The following is a 14,773-nucleotide window of genomic DNA, read 5'->3' on the forward strand; positions in this document are numbered from 1 at the left end:
CGGTGGCCCCATGCCCGACGACCCCGCCTCCCGCCCGTTCTCCCAGGTCGACGTCTTCACCGCCGAGCCGTACCGCGGCAACCCCGTCGCGGTCGTGCACGACGCCGACGGCCTCACCGACGCCCAGATGGCCGCGTTCGCGCGGTGGACGAACCTGTCGGAGACGACGTTCCTGCTCCGCCCCACCGACCCGGCCGCGGCGGACTACCGGCTGCGCATCTTCACGCCCGGCGGCGAGCTGCCGTTCGCGGGGCACCCGACGCTGGGGTCGTGCCACGCCTGGCTCGCCGCGGGCGGCCGGCCGGCGCGCGGCGGCACGATCGTCCAGGAGTGCGGCGTCGGGCCGGTCGTCCTGCGCCGCGGCGCGGGCGGTCTGCAGTTCGCCGCCCCGGCGCCGCGGGAGGACGCGCCGGTCGACGCGGCGACCCTGGACCGCGTGCGCGCCGCCCTGGCCCTGCCCGCGGACGCCGTGGTCGACCACCGCCTCCTCGACAACGGCCCGCGGTGGCACGTGCTGCTCCTGGACTCCGCGGACCGCGTCCTCGGCCTGCGCCCGGACTGGGCCGCGATCGAGGGCGTCGACGTCGGCGTGGTCGGGCCGCACCCCGAGGGCGCGGCGAGACGGCGTTCGAGGTGCGCGGGTTCGCCCCGGGCATGGGGCTCACCGAGGACCCGGTCACCGGGAGCCTCAACGCCTCGATCGGGCAGTGGCTCATCCGCACCGGCCGGGCCCCGGAGCGGTACGTCGCGGCGCAGGGCACCGCGCTCGGCCGCGCGGGCCGGGTCCACGTCGAGCGGGACGCCGAGGGCACGGTGTGGGTCGGCGGCGACACCGTGACGTGCATCGAGGGCACCGTCCGCGACTGACCGCGCGGCCCCGCGAGCCGGCCCCGGCGCGCGGGCCTGCGGCATCGCTGCTTGGCTGGACGGCATGCGGACCACCACGCGGACCCTGACCGTCGCCGCGTGCGCCCTCGCCCTCGCGGGCTGCACCTCGGCGGACCCGACCACGCAGGACCCGAGCACCACGGCGGCCGAGCCGGCGCCGACGTCGTCCGGGGCGGCCCCGACCGGCGACCCGACCGCGCCGGTCGCCACCGACGTCCCGCCGGAGGTCATGCTGCCGGAGACGTCCTGGCAGGGCACCGGACCCGAGGGCCCGCGCGAGGAGTCGGCGGGCGTCGTCGACTGGCGGCTGCCGGAGTCCTGCGACGCGGGCACGCCGACGGAGGCGATCGCGATGCGCACGGTCGCGCAGGGCTCGGGCGAGGCGGAGTCGCCGGTCGGGGTGCACCAGGTGGTGCTCCTCCCGGACGCGGACGCCGCGGTGGCCGAGGCCGACCGGCTGACCGCCGCGCTCGCCGCCTGCACCCGGTACGCCTCCGTCAGCGCGACCACCTACGTGGTCGAGCAGGTCGAGGTCGGCGCGCAGGGCCTGGGCCTCGCGACCGACTACTACGGCGCGTCCGCGGAGGGCTCGATCGACGACGCGGTGGGCAGCTACCTGGCGCTCACCCGGCGCGGGCCGGCGATCACGCTCGTCGGGTTCGAGGGCGGCGAGGGCACCATCGCGACGGAGCGCGCGACCGCGACCGGGCTGGCCCAGGAGGCGTGGGGCCTGCTCTGCGCGTACGACGAGGCCGGCTGCTGATCCCGCGCCGCTAACCGACCGCGGGCGGCCGGCACCGCAGCACCTCGAGCGCCGCCCCGGGCGCGGCCTCCAGCCGCAGCGCGCCGGCCGACCACGGCACGAGCACGGTCGACCCGCGACGCACCTCCGTGCGCGTGCCGCCCGGCTGCACGAGCGCGCCCGCGCCGCCGACGACGACCGCCACCGCGAATCCCGCGTCCCACTCGCCCGAGCCGCGCCACCGCTCGACCCGGAAGAACGGCGCGGCGGCGGGCAGCAGGTCGCCGCTGTCGACGACCCGGGCGCCCCGCAGCGCGGCGATCTGGGTCGCCGACCGGCCCCGCCGGTCGACCGCCGCGAGGGCCGCGTCGAACCCGAGCCCGAGATGCCCCGCGGCGGCCCCGTCGATCGCGAAGCCCGCCCACTCGACGAGGATCGAGAGGTCGGTCGGCTCCTGGAGCTCGACGACGAACGCCCCGGCGCCGATCGCGTGCGGCAGCCCCGCCGGGACCAGGACCGCGTCTCCCGGCTCCAGGTCCAGCACGTGCATCGCCTCGAGCACCGCCGCGGTGTCCTGCTCGTCCACCCACCGGCGCAGCTCCGCCGCGCCGACGTCGCGGCGGAACCCCAGGTGCACCGGCGCGGCGGTCAGCGCCACCCACGCCTCCGTCTTGCCGTGGGCGAGCCCCAGGTGCCGCGCGGCGAACGGCACGTCGGGGTGCGCGTGCACCGGCAGCCGCTCGCCCGCGTCGAGGAGCTTGACCAGCAGGCCGACGTCGGCCCCGCGCGCGGCCGCGCGCTCCGGGCCGAGCCAGGCGACGGGGTCGGCCGCGACCGCGTCGGTGAGCGTCGTGCCGCCGGGCAGCACCGTCAGCCCGACCGCGTCCTCGCCGAACAGCGTCGTCGCCGAGCCGACCCAGTCCTCGGGTACGTGGTCGCCCCCGGCCGGCGAGCCGGTGGGCCCGCGGAACTCCGCGATCCGCGCGCCTCCCGCGTAGAACCGGTCCGCGGGCTGGTTCGCCGGCAGCACGACCGGCCCGGTGGGCGGACCGCCCACCGCGGTCACCGGCCCGCCAGGGCCGCGAGGAACCCGCCCACGAAGGTGTCGCCCAGCCCGATCGTCGTCGGGCGCGGCACGTCCAGCGCGTACGCGGGCTCGCACGCCACCGCGCCGGCCGCCGCGCCCGCGACCGCCTCGACCTCCGCCGCGAACCGGGCGCCCAGCGGCCCCGGCTCGCGCGCGCCCGTCGCGGCGTAGTCGTCGACCGTGAAGTCGTCGCCGTGCAGGTACCGGGTGCTCGCCATCGTGATGCCGCCGCGCAGCGCCGCGCGCAGGTCCCCGGCGCCCGGCCCGGCCGCCAGGGCCCAGTACTTGGTGTGCACGACGAGGGTGCGCGCGGGCACCGCGGCCCGCAGGTCGACGAGCGCCTTCGCGACGTCCGCCGCGTCCAGCAGGTCGACGGACCGGCCGATCCAGGCCTGCAGCTCGTCCTCGTTCATCGCCCAGGCGTCGACCCGGCCGGCGAGGGCGTCCCGCACGTCGCCGCGCAGGGCGGGCACGTGGTACCCGGCGTCCTCGAAGTAGGCGAACGACCCCGGCGCGCGGCCGTCGAGCGCCGCGGCGACGGTCGCGAGCCGGTCGACCAGCAGCGCGCGGTCCTGGATCACGTTGAACCCCGACACCAGCGTCACGTCGGCGTCCGCCACCGCGCTGCCCAGCCCCGGGTGCAGCACGAGCTCCCGGTTCGGCGGGTCGTTGACGTAGATGAGCCGGTTCGGGTGTGCGGCGACCACGTCCTCGCCGGCCACCCGCACGGGCGACGCCGCGGGGTCTGCACGATCAGGTGCGGGTCGGTGGTGTCCCGGTCCGCCGAGCACAGGTAGGTCGTCGACGCCGGCAGCAGCCGCCGGACGTCGTCGTCGATGCTGACGAGGTGCACCAGGGCCGGCAGGTCGCGCACCCGGTCCATCGCGATGGCGGCGCGCACGCAGGTGCCGCCCAGGGTCACGCGGCGCTCGAACCGACGGGCGAATGCCTCGACGATCTCCGAGGACGCCACGAACCGCTCCCCCCCGACACCGTCCCGGACGAACCCGAGCAGCGACCGCAGCAGGTCCCGCTCGCTGAGGATCGGCACCCCGGCGTCGAGCTCGTCGGCCCGCAGGCCCCACTCTGCCGCCAGCCGGGTCAGCGTCGCGGGGTCCCAGTCGATCTCGTAGTCGACGGTCCCCCCGAGCCCGAGGACGTAGCGCGTGCCCATCTGCCGCTCCTTCGCGGTCCGTGCGGTTGTGCGGTGCTGCGGTGCCAGCAGCCGCCGGCGGCGCTGCTCGTGGTGGTGCAGCCCGGTCCGGGCCGGGGTGAACCGACCCGGACCGGGGCGTCCGTGGCGCCGACCTCAGTACAGGTCGGCCTTGCCCGCGGCGTCGAACAGCTCGATCTTCTGCGCAGCGACGGCGTTCATGGCCTCGATGGCCGGCGGCTGGATCGTGTTCGGCTCGCGCAGGGTGAGGTCGGCGAGGACCTCGCGCATCCGGTCGTGGTACGCGACCTTGATGTCGCTGGAGATGTTGATCTTGTTCACGCCGAGCTTCACCGCGCGGCCGATCTCGTCGTCCGGGTTGCCCGACCCGCCGTGCAGCACGAGCGGGATGGGCAGCCGGGACTTGATCTCGGTCAGCAGGTCCAGCTTGAGCTCCGGGGTGAGGCCCTTCGGGTACAGGCCGTGCGCCGTGCCGATCGCGACGGCGAGGCTGTCGACGCCGGTGCGCCGCACGAAGTCGACGGCCTGGTCCGGGTCGGTGTAGATGATGTCCGACACCGCGACACCCGCCTCGGCCTGCTCGTCGAGCTTGCCGATCGTGCCGAGCTCGCCCTCGACCGAGACGCCCACGGCGTGCGCGGCCTCGACGACCTTGGCGGTCAGCGCGACGTTCTCCTCGTACGGGAGCATCGAGCCGTCGATCATCACCGAGGTGAAGCCGATCTGGAACGCCCGGAGCATCTGCTCGTAGGTGCCGCCGTGGTCCCAGTGGATCGTCACCGGCACGGTCGCCTTGTGCGCCCGCTGGATCAGCGCGGGCAGGACGTCGTGGCCGATGTGGCTGACCTCGTCGGGGTGGATCGCCACGATCAGCGGCGCGCGCCGCTGCTCCGAGACGTCGACGATGCCGTTGAACATCGCGTAGTCGCTGATGTTGAACGCCGGCACCGCGAAGCTGTGCTCGTTCGCGACGGCCAGCAGGTCCGCGCCGTTCATCAACATGGGGTGACTCCTCTTTCGTGTCGGGTCGTGCGTCGTTGCCGTGCCGTGGCCGAGGTCGTCAGACCTTGACCGCCCCTGCAGTCATCCCACCGATGAAGTACCGCTGGAAGAACAGGAAGAGAATGAGGACGGGAATGCACCCGAGAATGCTCATCGCCATCATCTCGTTCCAGTTGTACGAGTGCTGGCCCATGAGGAGCTGGATGCCGATCGGGACGGTCCGCATGTCCTCGGTGCGGGTGAGCGTCAGCGCGAACAGGAACTCGTTCCACGCGATCATGAAGGTGTAGATCCCGACGGAGACCAGGCCGGGCACCGAGATGGGGACGAGGATGCGCCACAGGGCGGTGAGCGGCCCGGCGCCGTCGACCTTGACGGCCTCGTCGAGCTCCCGCGGCAAGGTGTTGAAGTAGCCGGTCATCATGATGATCGCGTAGGGCAGCGTGAACACCATGTACGTGAGGATCAGGCCGGGGTAGGTGTTGTAGAGCCGCAGCGCCACCACCAGGCCGAAGTACGGGATCAGCAGCGTGATGGGCGGAACTGCCTGGACGCTGACGATCACGACGTTGATGACCTTCTTGCCGCGGAACTCGTAGCGGCTGAACGCGTAGGCCGCGAGCACCGCGACGAGCAGCGTCAGCAGCGTCACCGCGCCTGCCACGAGGTAGGAGTTCCCGAAGAACCGGAGCTTGACCGGGTCCGTGAGGATCGACGTGTAGGCGTCGAACGAGAACCCCTCGGTGATCAGCCGCGGCGGGGACGCGAAGATCTCCGGGTTCGCCTTGAACGAGCTCGACAGCATCCAGAGCACCGGCAGGCCGGCGAACAGCGCGCCGAGCGTCAGCGCGAGGAGCACCAGCGCCTTCTGGCCGGTCTTGGCGGGCGGGCGGCGCAGCTCGCCCGAGCCGGTGCGGACGGGGGTCGGGGTCAGGGTCGCCATGTCAGTCACGCGCCTTCTGGTGCCGGACGTAGAAGAATGCGAGGACCATCGACAGCAGCAGCACGACCACCGCGGACGCGGACGCCACCGAGAACTCGTAGCGGCTGAACGCGAGCTTGTAGGTGAAGGTGCTGAGCATCTCGGTCGCGTTGATCGGCCCGCCGCCCGTGGTCATCCAGATCAGCGCGAACTGCTGCGTGGTCCAGATGAAGTCCAGCAGCGCCATCGAGATGATGATCGGGCGCAGCTGCGGGAGGGTGACGTTCCGGAACTGCTGGAACGGCGTGGCCCCGTCCACCCGGGCGGCCTCGTACAGGTCCTTCGGGATGCCCTGCAGGCCGGCCAGCAGGCTGATCATGAAGAACGGGTAGCCGGACCAGATGTTGATGAACGTCACCGCGGCGAGCGCGGTGCTCGGGTCGGCCAGCCACTCGGTCTGGCCGCCTGTGATCCCGAGCGAGCCGAGCAGGTAGTTGACGACGCCGTTCGGGTTGAGCAGCAGCCGCCAGAGCACCGCGATGATCGCCACCGTGAACAGCCACGGCAGGACGTAGATCACGCGGAAGAAGGCCTTGGTGCGGTGGCTCAGCAGCGGGGTGTTGAGCAGCATCGCGAAGCCGAGGCCGATCGCGAAGTGCGCCACCACGCTGGAGACGGTGAACACGAGGGTGTTGCGGACCGCGGTGAAGAACACCGGGTCGGTGAGCACCTCGGCGTAGTTGGCGAACCCGACGAACGCCGAGTTCTTGGTCGTGATCACGCCGTCCAGCAGCGAGTACCAGATCACCATGACGATCGGCGTGAGCATGAGGATCGCCATCAGGACGCCGGTCGGCGTCAGGAACCCGTAGGGCGTGAGCCGACGCTTCAGCCGGTCCCAGCCGGAGCGGGCGGGCGGCTGCTCGGCCGGGGCCGCGCGGTCCGGCCCCGGCGAGCCGCCGGCGGTGGGAGCGACCACGGGCCGCTCGACGTGCGAGGTGAACACTCTCGGTCCTCCTTGACCGGGGGGACCACGCCGGGCGGGTTCAGGGGTCCCCGCCCGGCGCGGTCGCTCGGGGGTCGGTCAGAACTCGCTCTCCCACTGCTCCTGCGCAGCGGCGAGCGCGTCGTCGACGCTCTGGTCGCCGTTCAGGCTCTTCTGCAGCTGCTCGCCGAGCTGCCGCATCAGCTCCTCGGCGACGGGCAGGCCGGTGAACTCGTTGGCCGGGTAGCCGTCCTGGTAGATCTCGAACGCCGTCGCGAACAGCTCGTTGTCCTCGACGAAGTCCGGCACGGACTCCGTGTTGCCCGGGAACGCGTTCGCGATCGACGACAGCTCCGCGTTGGTCTCCTCGCTCATGAGGAACTCGACCAGCTTCATCGCCTCGGCCTTGTGCTCCGAGTTCTCGGCGACGCCGATGCCCCACGAGGCGTAGGGGATGCCGCGCTCACCCGTGTACCCGTCCTCGGCCGGGATCGCGGAGATCGAGAACTGCAGGTCGGGGTTGGCCTCCTGGATCGTGGTCACGTGGGCCAGGGAGTCGATCATCATGCCGACCCGGCCGTTCGTGAACTCCTCGACCTTGTCCTGCTCCTTCATCGTGAAGGAGCCCGGCGCGACGACCCCCGCGTCCCAGAGGTCGGCGACGAACTGCACACCGCTCTCGACGTCGGGGTTGTCGGCCAGCGCGGGCTGGCCGTCGTCGAGCATCGAGCCGCCCGACGCCCAGACCCACGACATGACGTCGTTCTGCACGCCGTTCGGGGCCTCCAGCGACAGCGGCAGCACCCAGCCGTACGTGTTGTCCCCCAGGGCGGTGATGCCCTCGGCCGCGTCCTGGAACTCGGTGCGGGTGCTCGGCGGCGCGTCCACGCCGGCCTGGGCGAGCAGGTCGTCGTTCGTGAACATCGGGTACACGAAGTTCACGACCGGGATCATGTAGGTCGAGCCGTCCACCTGGACCTGGCTGACGAGCTGTCCGTCGTCGAACCCGTCGTCCGCCATCAGGGCGGACAGGTCGGCGATCGCGCCCTGCTTCGCGAAGTCGTTGACCCAGGCGCCGTCCAGGCCGACCACGTCCGACATCGTGCCGGCCGCGGCGCCGGCGAGGACCTGCTCCTTGGTCGACGCGTACGGGCCGCTCAGCAGCTCGACGGTGATGCCGGGGTTCTCGTCCTCGAACTTGTCCATCAGCTCGCGGAACGCGCCGTCGGGCAGCTCGGGCTCCCACCACTGCGCGAACTCGAGCGTGACGTGACCGCCCTCCGACCCGCCACCGACCGCGGCGTCGCCACCGCTGCCGCACGCGGTCAGGACCAGGGCCGAGGCCCCGGCGATGGCCGCGGCACTGAGGTACCGCATCCGAGCTCCGTTGCTCATGACTCTCCCTCCGGGATGCCGCTTTGTGCGGCTGAGTGCGCTTCTCTGCGTGTTTGAGCACGCTAGTGCGGGTCTCTGCGGTCGTCAAGGGCGGATCCCCGCGCGTTATCGCACCGAGACCTGACGACACCGTCCCACGGTCATGCCCGTCGTACCGGGCGATCGCGGGGCAAACCGGTCGCGAGCAGCCGCGACGGCACGATGCGCGACCATGCGGTAGGTATCCGCGACTTCCTGCGAGAGCACGCGGTTTTGTGCTAGAAGTTTCTGCATGTCGTCCTCCGACACCGCACCGCGCCGCCTCCCGGCAGGGCGCAAGGCCGAGCTCGCCGCGTACGTGACCGAGACCGGCGAGGTCACCGTCGCGCAGCTCGCCGACCGGTTCGACGTGTCCGCGGACACGATCCGCCGCGACCTCGACCAGCTCGACGCCGACGGCGTGCTCGTCCGCACCCACGGCGGCGCCGTCGGTCTCAGCACCGCCCCGCGCCCCAACACCGAGCTCGACGTGCGGATGCGCATGCAGACGCAGGCCAAGGAGCGGATCGGCGCCCGGGCGGCCGCGCTGGTGCGGGACGGGCAGGCGATCATCGTCAACGCCGGCACCACGACGCTCGCCCTCATCCGGGCGCTCGCCGAGCGACGCGACCTGACCGTCGCCACCAACAGCCTGCGCGGCGCCACCGAGCTGGCCCCGTCCGCGTACCGCGACCTCTACGTGTTCGGGGGCAGCGTGCGGATCACCGACCAGGCCACGCTCGGGCCGGTGCGGCTGCCCGCGTGGACCCACCAGCCCGAGGTCGACATCCGGTGCGACCTCGCGCTCATCGGCGTCGGGGCCGTCTCCGCCGACGTCGGCTACTCGACGAGCAACCTGGTCGAGGCCTCGATGATGGGCGACATGATGGACCGCGCCGACCGGGTCGCCGTGCTCGCCGACTCGTCCAAGTTCAGCCGGCGGCTGTTCGCGCAGATCGCCGAGCTCGGCCGGGCGGACTACCTCGTCACCGACGCCCCGCCGCCCGCCGAACTGCGCACGGCGCTGGACGAGGCCGGCGTCGAGGTCCTGCTCCCGGAGTCCTGAGCGTGGCCGCCGCCGCTGCCGCCCGCACGAGCGCGGGGTTGCTGCTGCACCGGCCGGGCGCCGGGGGCCCCGGCGCGCCCGAGGTCCTGCTCGGGCACATGGGCGGCCCGTTCTGGGCGCGGAAGCCGCACGGCTGGACCGTCCCCAAGGGCGAGCCGCTGGACGGCGAGGACCCGCACACCACCGCGCTGCGGGAGTTCGCCGAGGAGGTCGGCGTCCCCGCGCCCGACGGGGAGGACGTCGACCTCGGCGAGGTCCGGCAGCGCGCGGGGAAGGTGGTCCGGGTGTGGGCGCGGGCCGCCACCCTCGACCTCGACGCCCCGCGCGGACCGGTGAGCCAGGTGACGGTCGACTGGCCGCCGCGCAGCGGGCGCACGGTGACGTTCCCGGAGCTCGACGAGCTGCGGTGGGTGCCGGTGCCGGAGGCTCGGGAGCTCGTCGTGACCGCCCAGGCGGAGTTCCTGGACCGGCTGCTGGCACACCTCACCGGCCGCTGAGCCGGGGCCCGTCGTGCGGGCGACGAGTCGTCCACAGGTGCCGTGGTCGTGCCTCGTCCCCAGGCGGGCGTCGGTCGCCGGGGTCGTGTCGGTGGGCGTCGGTAGTGTCGTTCCATGGCATCTGACCTGCAGGAACACCCCGACGGCGACCCGGTCGCCGCCGTGGTGCTGCCGGTCTACGGGCCCGACGGGACGTGCCTGACGGACTTCGGCCCGGACCCCGTGGTGGCGGCCGGTGGGGTGCCTCGGACGGGTGAGCAGCGGCAGATCGAGGCGATCGCCGCGTGCCCGCCGGGGCCCGAGCTGGACGCCTGGCTGCGAGGGCTGGACCTGCAGGTGCTGTCCTCGATGGTGCTGGTCGAGGTGATCGCCGCGCAGGACCGGGTCGAGAGTCATCAGCACGCCCGCAAGCTGGCCATGATCGCCGAGCTCGCCTCCCGGGACGAGATGAGCCCGAGTGGTCCCCGCTGGCCGGTGCCCCGCCGACGCAGACCTGCGTGGCCGGGGACGAGCTGGCGATGCGGCTGGGGTGGCCACGGGTCACTGCGATGAAGACCGTGCACCGGGCGCTGGTGCTCGACGGGATGCTCGGCGCCACCCGGGAGGCCCTCGAGGTCGGGCACCTCGACGCCGGCAAGGCCCAGGTCCTGACCGCCGGGTTGGCGGACCTGTCCTTCCAGGTCGCGCACGCGGTGGAGGACGCAGTGCTGCCCGACGCCGACCAGTGCTCGGTCGCCGAGCTTCGCCAGCGCGTCGAACGGGAGATCCGGCTGGTCGACCCCGAGGGCGCCGCCGCACGCCGCGAGCGGGCCCGCTGCACCAGGAGGGTCTCCCACCCGCGCCCGCAGCCGGACGGCATCGCCTCGATGTGGCTGGTCCTCGACGCGGCGGACGCGCTCCGGGTCGACGGGGTCCTGACCCACGCCGCGAAGACCGCGAAGGCGCTGGGTGACGACCGGACCCTGGACCAGCTGCGCGCGGATGGTCTGCGCGACCTGGTGGTCGGGGACGTCCCCGCGTCGGACGGTCCGGCGTTCGAGGTCCGTCTGTCCCCGGGCCTGCCGGTGCCGCCGGAGCCGCGACGGTCGTGGAACGGGGCGACCATGACCGACCGGGACGGTGCGCTGCTCACCCGCCCGGTGGAGCCGATCCCGATCGCGACGCTCATCCCGCTCGGCGACTCAGGTGCACACTCGGTGCCCGGCTCGGATGACCCCCGCGTGCTGGCCGGGCCGCCCGCCACCTCGACCGAGACTGCGACGGAGACGAAGACCGCGCCCGCGACGGCGACCAAGACCGGTACCGGAGCCGCGGTGCCTGGCGCTCCGACCGACGCCGTCGCGCCGGGCGCGCCGAGCGAAACCGCCGCGCCGGGCGCGCCGACAGATGCCTCTGCACCAGCCGCTGCGCCGAGCACCGTCGCGACGACCCCCGCGCCCGCTCCCGCGCGCCGCGGCTGCACCCGCTGCTCCGGCCGCCCCGGCGCCGAGGTCCGCATCACCATCCCGGCGTCCACCCTGCTCGGCCTGGACGACCAGCCCGCCCACCTCGACGGCCACGGCCCCATCGACGCCGTCCAGGCCCGGGCCCTGGCGATCGGCGGGGTCTGGCAGCGAGTCGTCACCGACCCGCTCACCGCCCGGGTCCTGGACGTCGGCCGCGAGCGATACCGACCATCCGCCGCCCTGGCCGAACTCGTCCGCGCCCGCGACGGAACGTGCGCCGCACCCGGCTGCAGGGTCCCCGCCTGCGCATGCGAGCTCGACCACACCCAGGAGTTCCACCCCCAACCCGGCGGTGACCCCGACGCGCCCCTGGGCCGCACCGACGCCGACAACCTCGGACCGGTCTGCCACCGGCACCACCGGCTCAAGACCGACGGCGGGTTCCGGCTGCGGCAGATCGAACCCGGGCTCTACGAGTGGATCACCCCCACCGGACACCGATACCTCACCCGTCCCGGCACCGGGCAGTGCCACGACGCGACCGCCGACCCCTATGACGCGCCACCCCCGTTCTGAGCCCAGCGAGTCGGTCGCTCCGACGCATCCGTCCCCGTACGAGCGCGCCCCTCCCCAGTGGCGTGCCGCACCTCGGGCTGCTGCCCAGGCCGACCCTGCCGCGCCTCGGGCTGCTGCCCAGGCCGACCCTGCCGCGCCGCACCCATCCGGGCGTGCCCGCACCCATCCGGGCGTGCCCGCGCCCATCCGGGCATGCCCGCCCCAGGCCAGGCGTCCCGCCCAAGGTCGAGCGTGTCCGCTTCCTGTCCAGCGGGCCCGCATCCAGCGTGTCCGGGCCCCTCGGCCGCTCCCCGAGCGTGCGTGCGCTCGCCATGGCCCGCGCACAGGGGCGTGTCAGTGGTGGGTCGTACGGTTCGGGACATGAGCAGGCGGGCCATCGACCACGAGCGACTCCGGGAGATCCACGCGCGGTTCTCGGCGACGCCGCCGCCGTGCACGCTCGCGGAGCAGGACGCCTACGACCGGCTCGAGGCCGAGCTCATCGAGGCGATGGGCCTGACCCGGGACGAGTTCGAGCGGATGTCCGCGACGTACGCCCAGCTGCGCCGCGCGAGCTGACCGGGCCGGTCCAGGCCGCCCGCCTCCGCGACGCGGCTGCTCTTGCACTCGGCCTCCGCGACGGCGCCGGTCCTGCCGTCCGTCTCCGCGGCGCGGCCGCTCCTGCCGTCCGCCTCCGCGTCGGCGCCGGTGCTCGCGTCCGTCTCCCTCACGGGGCCGGTCACCGCTCGCCCCGCGTCCGGCCGGGTCAGCGGTCGATGTCCTCCCGGACGACCCGCGCGGGGTTCCCGACCGCGACGACGTTCGCCGGGATGTCCCGGGTGACGACCGACCCCGCGCCGATGACGGAGTTGTCCCCGATCGTGACGCCCGGGCACACGATGACGCCGCCCCCGAGCCAGACGTTGTCGCCGATCGTGATCGGCTTCGACCCCTCGAGCTTGTCCTTGCGGGGCTGCGGCTCGATCGGGTGGATCGGGGTCAGCAGCTGCACGTTCGGGCCGATCATGCAGTCGTCGCCGATGTGGATCGGCGCGACGTCGAGGGCCGTGAGGTTGAAGTTCACGAAGGTGCGGGCGCCGACGTGGATGTTCGTGCCGAGGTCGACGTGGAGCGGCGGGCGGATGCCCGAGCCCTCGCCCAGGGTGCCGAGCAGGTCGGTGAGGATCGCGCGGGCCGCCGCGTCGTCGAGGAGCGCGACCCGGCCGTAGGCCTCGGTCAGCCGCGCTGACCGGCGGGTGAGGTCCTCGATCTCCTCGTCGGCGACGTACAGGTCGCCCGCGAGCATCCGCTCGAGGTTGGTGCGTGGGTCGTCGGCGAAGTAGTCGGTCGTCATGCGGACGATGCTAGGGAGCACCGTGCTGACCGCGCCGCGTCACCAGACCGGCGGCCGCCGATCCGGCCACCGCAGCCGCTCCTCCAGCTGCGCCGCGAGGGCCAGCAGCACGTGCTCACCGCCGGGCCGGCCGACGAGCTGCACGCCCATCGGCAGCCCCGCGGGGGCGCCGGCGTCGGGCTCGGTCCAGTGGGTCGGCACGGTGATCGCGGGCAGGCCGCACACGTTGAGCATCGACGTGTACGGCGTGTACTCGCACTGCTGGGCGAAGTTCCGCTCCGGGTCCTCGGCGTCGTACCAGCCGAGCGGCCGCGGGGTGAGCGCCATGGCGGGCAGCAGCACCGCGTCGTACTCCTCGACCCGGGCGACCATGGTCCGCTCGAACGCCGCGAGCGCCCCGACGGCCTCGACGAGCTGCCGCGCGGGGACCGCCCGGCCGCGCTCGATCAGCCACTGCGTCAGCGGCTCCAGCAGCGCCAGCCGCTCGGGGTCGTCGATCGGCACGGCGGCGGCGCCGGCCATCCACAGGGTCCGGAACGCCGGCGCGTACGCGGGGTCGGGCTCCCAGGTGCCGGTGTCGACGACGGCGTGGCCGAGGCCGTCGAGCGCGGCGGACCCGGCGTCGAGCGCGGCCCGCGCCTCGGGGCCGAGGACGATGTCGTACGCCCCCTCCCACGCGCTGAACGTGCTGACGCCGATCCGGAAGGCCGCGCGCCCGCCCGGTGTCCGCCCCTGCTGGGCGGCGTCGAGGTAGGAACCCCGCTGACCGGCGGCCGTGCGCAGCGTCCGCGGGTGGTCGGCGGTCCCGTCCGCGCGCCGCGGCAGCATGCCCTCGAGCAGCAGCGCGGCGTCCGCGGTGGTCCGGGCGATCGGCCCGTGCACGACCAGCCCGCCGAGCGACTCCACGCCACCGCCGGCCGGCAGCAGCCCGCGGGTGGTCTTCAGCCCGACGAGCCCGCAGGCCGCGGCGGGGATGCGGACCGAACCGCCGCCGTCGGACCCCGGCGCGACCGGGAGCAGCCCGGCGGCCACCGCGACGGCCGCCCCGCCGCTCGACCCGCCCGACCCGCGCGAGGGGTCCCAGGGGTTCCGGGCGGGCGGGCCGACGAGGGTCTCGGTGTACGAGGGGAACCCGAGCTCGGGCGCCGCGGTCTTGCCGAGCGACACGATGCCGGCGTCGTCGAGCACCCGGGTGATGTCGCTGCTGACCTCGGGCACGTACCGGTAGGGCCCGGCGAACGCCCGCGAGCCGTAGCCGGTCGGTACGCCGGCCCGGTCGGTGAGGTCCTTGTCGGCCGTGGGCAGTCCCCAGAGCGGGGCGTCCGGTCCGGGGCGGCCGTCGCGGCGCAGGGCGGCGGCGCGCTCCCGGGCGAGGTCCGGCGTGACCGTCGAGAAGGCGCCCAGCCCGGGGTCGCGGTCCGCGATGCGGGCCAGGTAGTGCTCGGCGAGGTCGGCGGGGTCGAGCTCGCCGGACCCCAGCAGGTCACGGAGGGCCAGGGCGGTCATCTCGTGCAGCGCGGTCACCCGGCCAGCCTAGGCACGCGGCGCCCGGGCGGACGGGCCTCCCCGGAGCGAGCACCTACCCGGCGGCGCTTCGCGCGACACGCGGCGCACCCAGGTGCGACCGTCCCGCGCGAGCATGG

Annotated in this window: 14 protein-coding genes and 1 pseudogene; 7 read left to right on the top strand and 8 right to left on the bottom strand. The window is 74.1% G+C overall.

Annotated features, from left to right (window positions below):
- The first annotated feature begins 10 nt into the window (after positions 1-10).
- Positions 11-867: pseudogene (locus tag FKM96_RS09500) on the top strand (PhzF family phenazine biosynthesis protein).
- Between the two features lie 64 nt (positions 868-931).
- Positions 932-1,651 carry a hypothetical protein gene (locus FKM96_RS20645; RefSeq protein ID WP_168216936.1) on the top strand — a complete coding sequence of 240 codons (720 nt, stop codon included), beginning with the start codon at positions 932-934 and terminating at the stop codon, positions 1,649-1,651.
- Between the two features lie 10 nt (positions 1,652-1,661).
- Here FKM96_RS20645 and FKM96_RS09510 read toward each other — a convergent pair whose 3' ends face one another.
- From FKM96_RS09510 to FKM96_RS09535, 6 genes are all read right to left on the bottom strand, one after another.
- The gene (locus FKM96_RS09510; protein ID WP_147795022.1) at positions 1,662-2,687 is read right to left on the bottom strand and encodes a class I mannose-6-phosphate isomerase; all 1,026 of its coding nucleotides are present in this window, start codon (positions 2,685-2,687) and stop codon (positions 1,662-1,664) included.
- Between the two features lie 5 nt (positions 2,688-2,692).
- The gene (locus tag FKM96_RS21515; protein ID WP_371300511.1) at positions 2,693-3,439 is read right to left on the bottom strand and encodes a hypothetical protein; all 747 of its coding nucleotides are present in this window, start codon (positions 3,437-3,439) and stop codon (positions 2,693-2,695) included.
- Positions 3,440-4,026: 587 nt separating this feature from the next.
- A complete protein-coding gene (locus FKM96_RS09520; protein WP_147795023.1) occupies positions 4,027-4,893 on the bottom strand; it encodes a ketose-bisphosphate aldolase in 867 nt (288 codons plus the stop codon).
- A 58-nt stretch (positions 4,894-4,951) separates the two neighbouring features.
- A complete protein-coding gene (locus tag FKM96_RS09525) occupies positions 4,952-5,836 on the bottom strand; it encodes a carbohydrate ABC transporter permease (protein WP_147797031.1) in 885 nt (294 codons plus the stop codon).
- 1 nt (position 5,837) lies between these two features.
- On the bottom strand, positions 5,838-6,821 hold the full coding sequence (locus tag FKM96_RS09530; RefSeq protein ID WP_246855291.1) for a carbohydrate ABC transporter permease: 984 nt from the start codon (positions 6,819-6,821) through the stop codon (positions 5,838-5,840).
- Between the two features lie 78 nt (positions 6,822-6,899).
- Positions 6,900-8,195, bottom strand: a complete 1,296-nt coding sequence (locus tag FKM96_RS09535; protein ID WP_147795024.1) for a sugar ABC transporter substrate-binding protein — start codon at positions 8,193-8,195, stop codon at positions 6,900-6,902.
- Between the two features lie 271 nt (positions 8,196-8,466).
- Between FKM96_RS09535 and FKM96_RS09540 the strand changes: the two genes are divergently transcribed.
- From FKM96_RS09540 to FKM96_RS09560, 5 genes are all read left to right on the top strand, one after another.
- Positions 8,467-9,279 carry a DeoR/GlpR family DNA-binding transcription regulator gene (locus tag FKM96_RS09540; RefSeq protein ID WP_147795025.1) on the top strand — a complete coding sequence of 271 codons (813 nt, stop codon included), beginning with the start codon at positions 8,467-8,469 and terminating at the stop codon, positions 9,277-9,279.
- A gap of 2 nt (positions 9,280-9,281) precedes the next feature.
- Entirely contained in the window at positions 9,282-9,776 is a 495-nt protein-coding gene (locus FKM96_RS09545; protein ID WP_246855292.1) for an NUDIX domain-containing protein, read from the top strand.
- Positions 9,777-9,890: 114 nt separating this feature from the next.
- Complete coding sequence (locus tag FKM96_RS09550) at positions 9,891-10,328, top strand: hypothetical protein (RefSeq protein ID WP_147795026.1); 438 nt, start codon at positions 9,891-9,893, stop codon at positions 10,326-10,328.
- Positions 10,325-11,797, top strand: a complete 1,473-nt coding sequence (locus FKM96_RS09555; RefSeq protein WP_246855293.1) for an HNH endonuclease signature motif containing protein — start codon at positions 10,325-10,327, stop codon at positions 11,795-11,797. The genes FKM96_RS09550 and FKM96_RS09555 overlap by 4 nt, the downstream gene beginning before the upstream one ends.
- A 360-nt stretch (positions 11,798-12,157) precedes the next feature.
- Positions 12,158-12,355, top strand: coding sequence for a hypothetical protein (locus tag FKM96_RS09560; protein WP_147795028.1), 198 nt, complete (start codon positions 12,158-12,160; stop codon positions 12,353-12,355).
- Between the two features lie 187 nt (positions 12,356-12,542).
- Here the strand turns inward: FKM96_RS09560 and FKM96_RS09565 are convergent, their stop codons facing one another.
- Both FKM96_RS09565 and FKM96_RS09570 read right to left on the bottom strand, forming a co-directional pair.
- Complete coding sequence (locus tag FKM96_RS09565) at positions 12,543-13,130, bottom strand: sugar O-acetyltransferase (RefSeq protein ID WP_147795029.1); 588 nt, start codon at positions 13,128-13,130, stop codon at positions 12,543-12,545.
- 39 nt (positions 13,131-13,169) lie between these two features.
- Positions 13,170-14,654 carry an amidase gene (locus tag FKM96_RS09570; RefSeq protein ID WP_147795030.1) on the bottom strand — a complete coding sequence of 495 codons (1,485 nt, stop codon included), beginning with the start codon at positions 14,652-14,654 and terminating at the stop codon, positions 13,170-13,172.
- Positions 14,655-14,773 lie beyond the last annotated feature (119 nt).

The sequence above is a fragment of the Cellulomonas sp. Y8 genome (assembly GCF_008033115.1).
Lineage (GTDB): Bacteria > Actinomycetota > Actinomycetes > Actinomycetales > Cellulomonadaceae > Cellulomonas.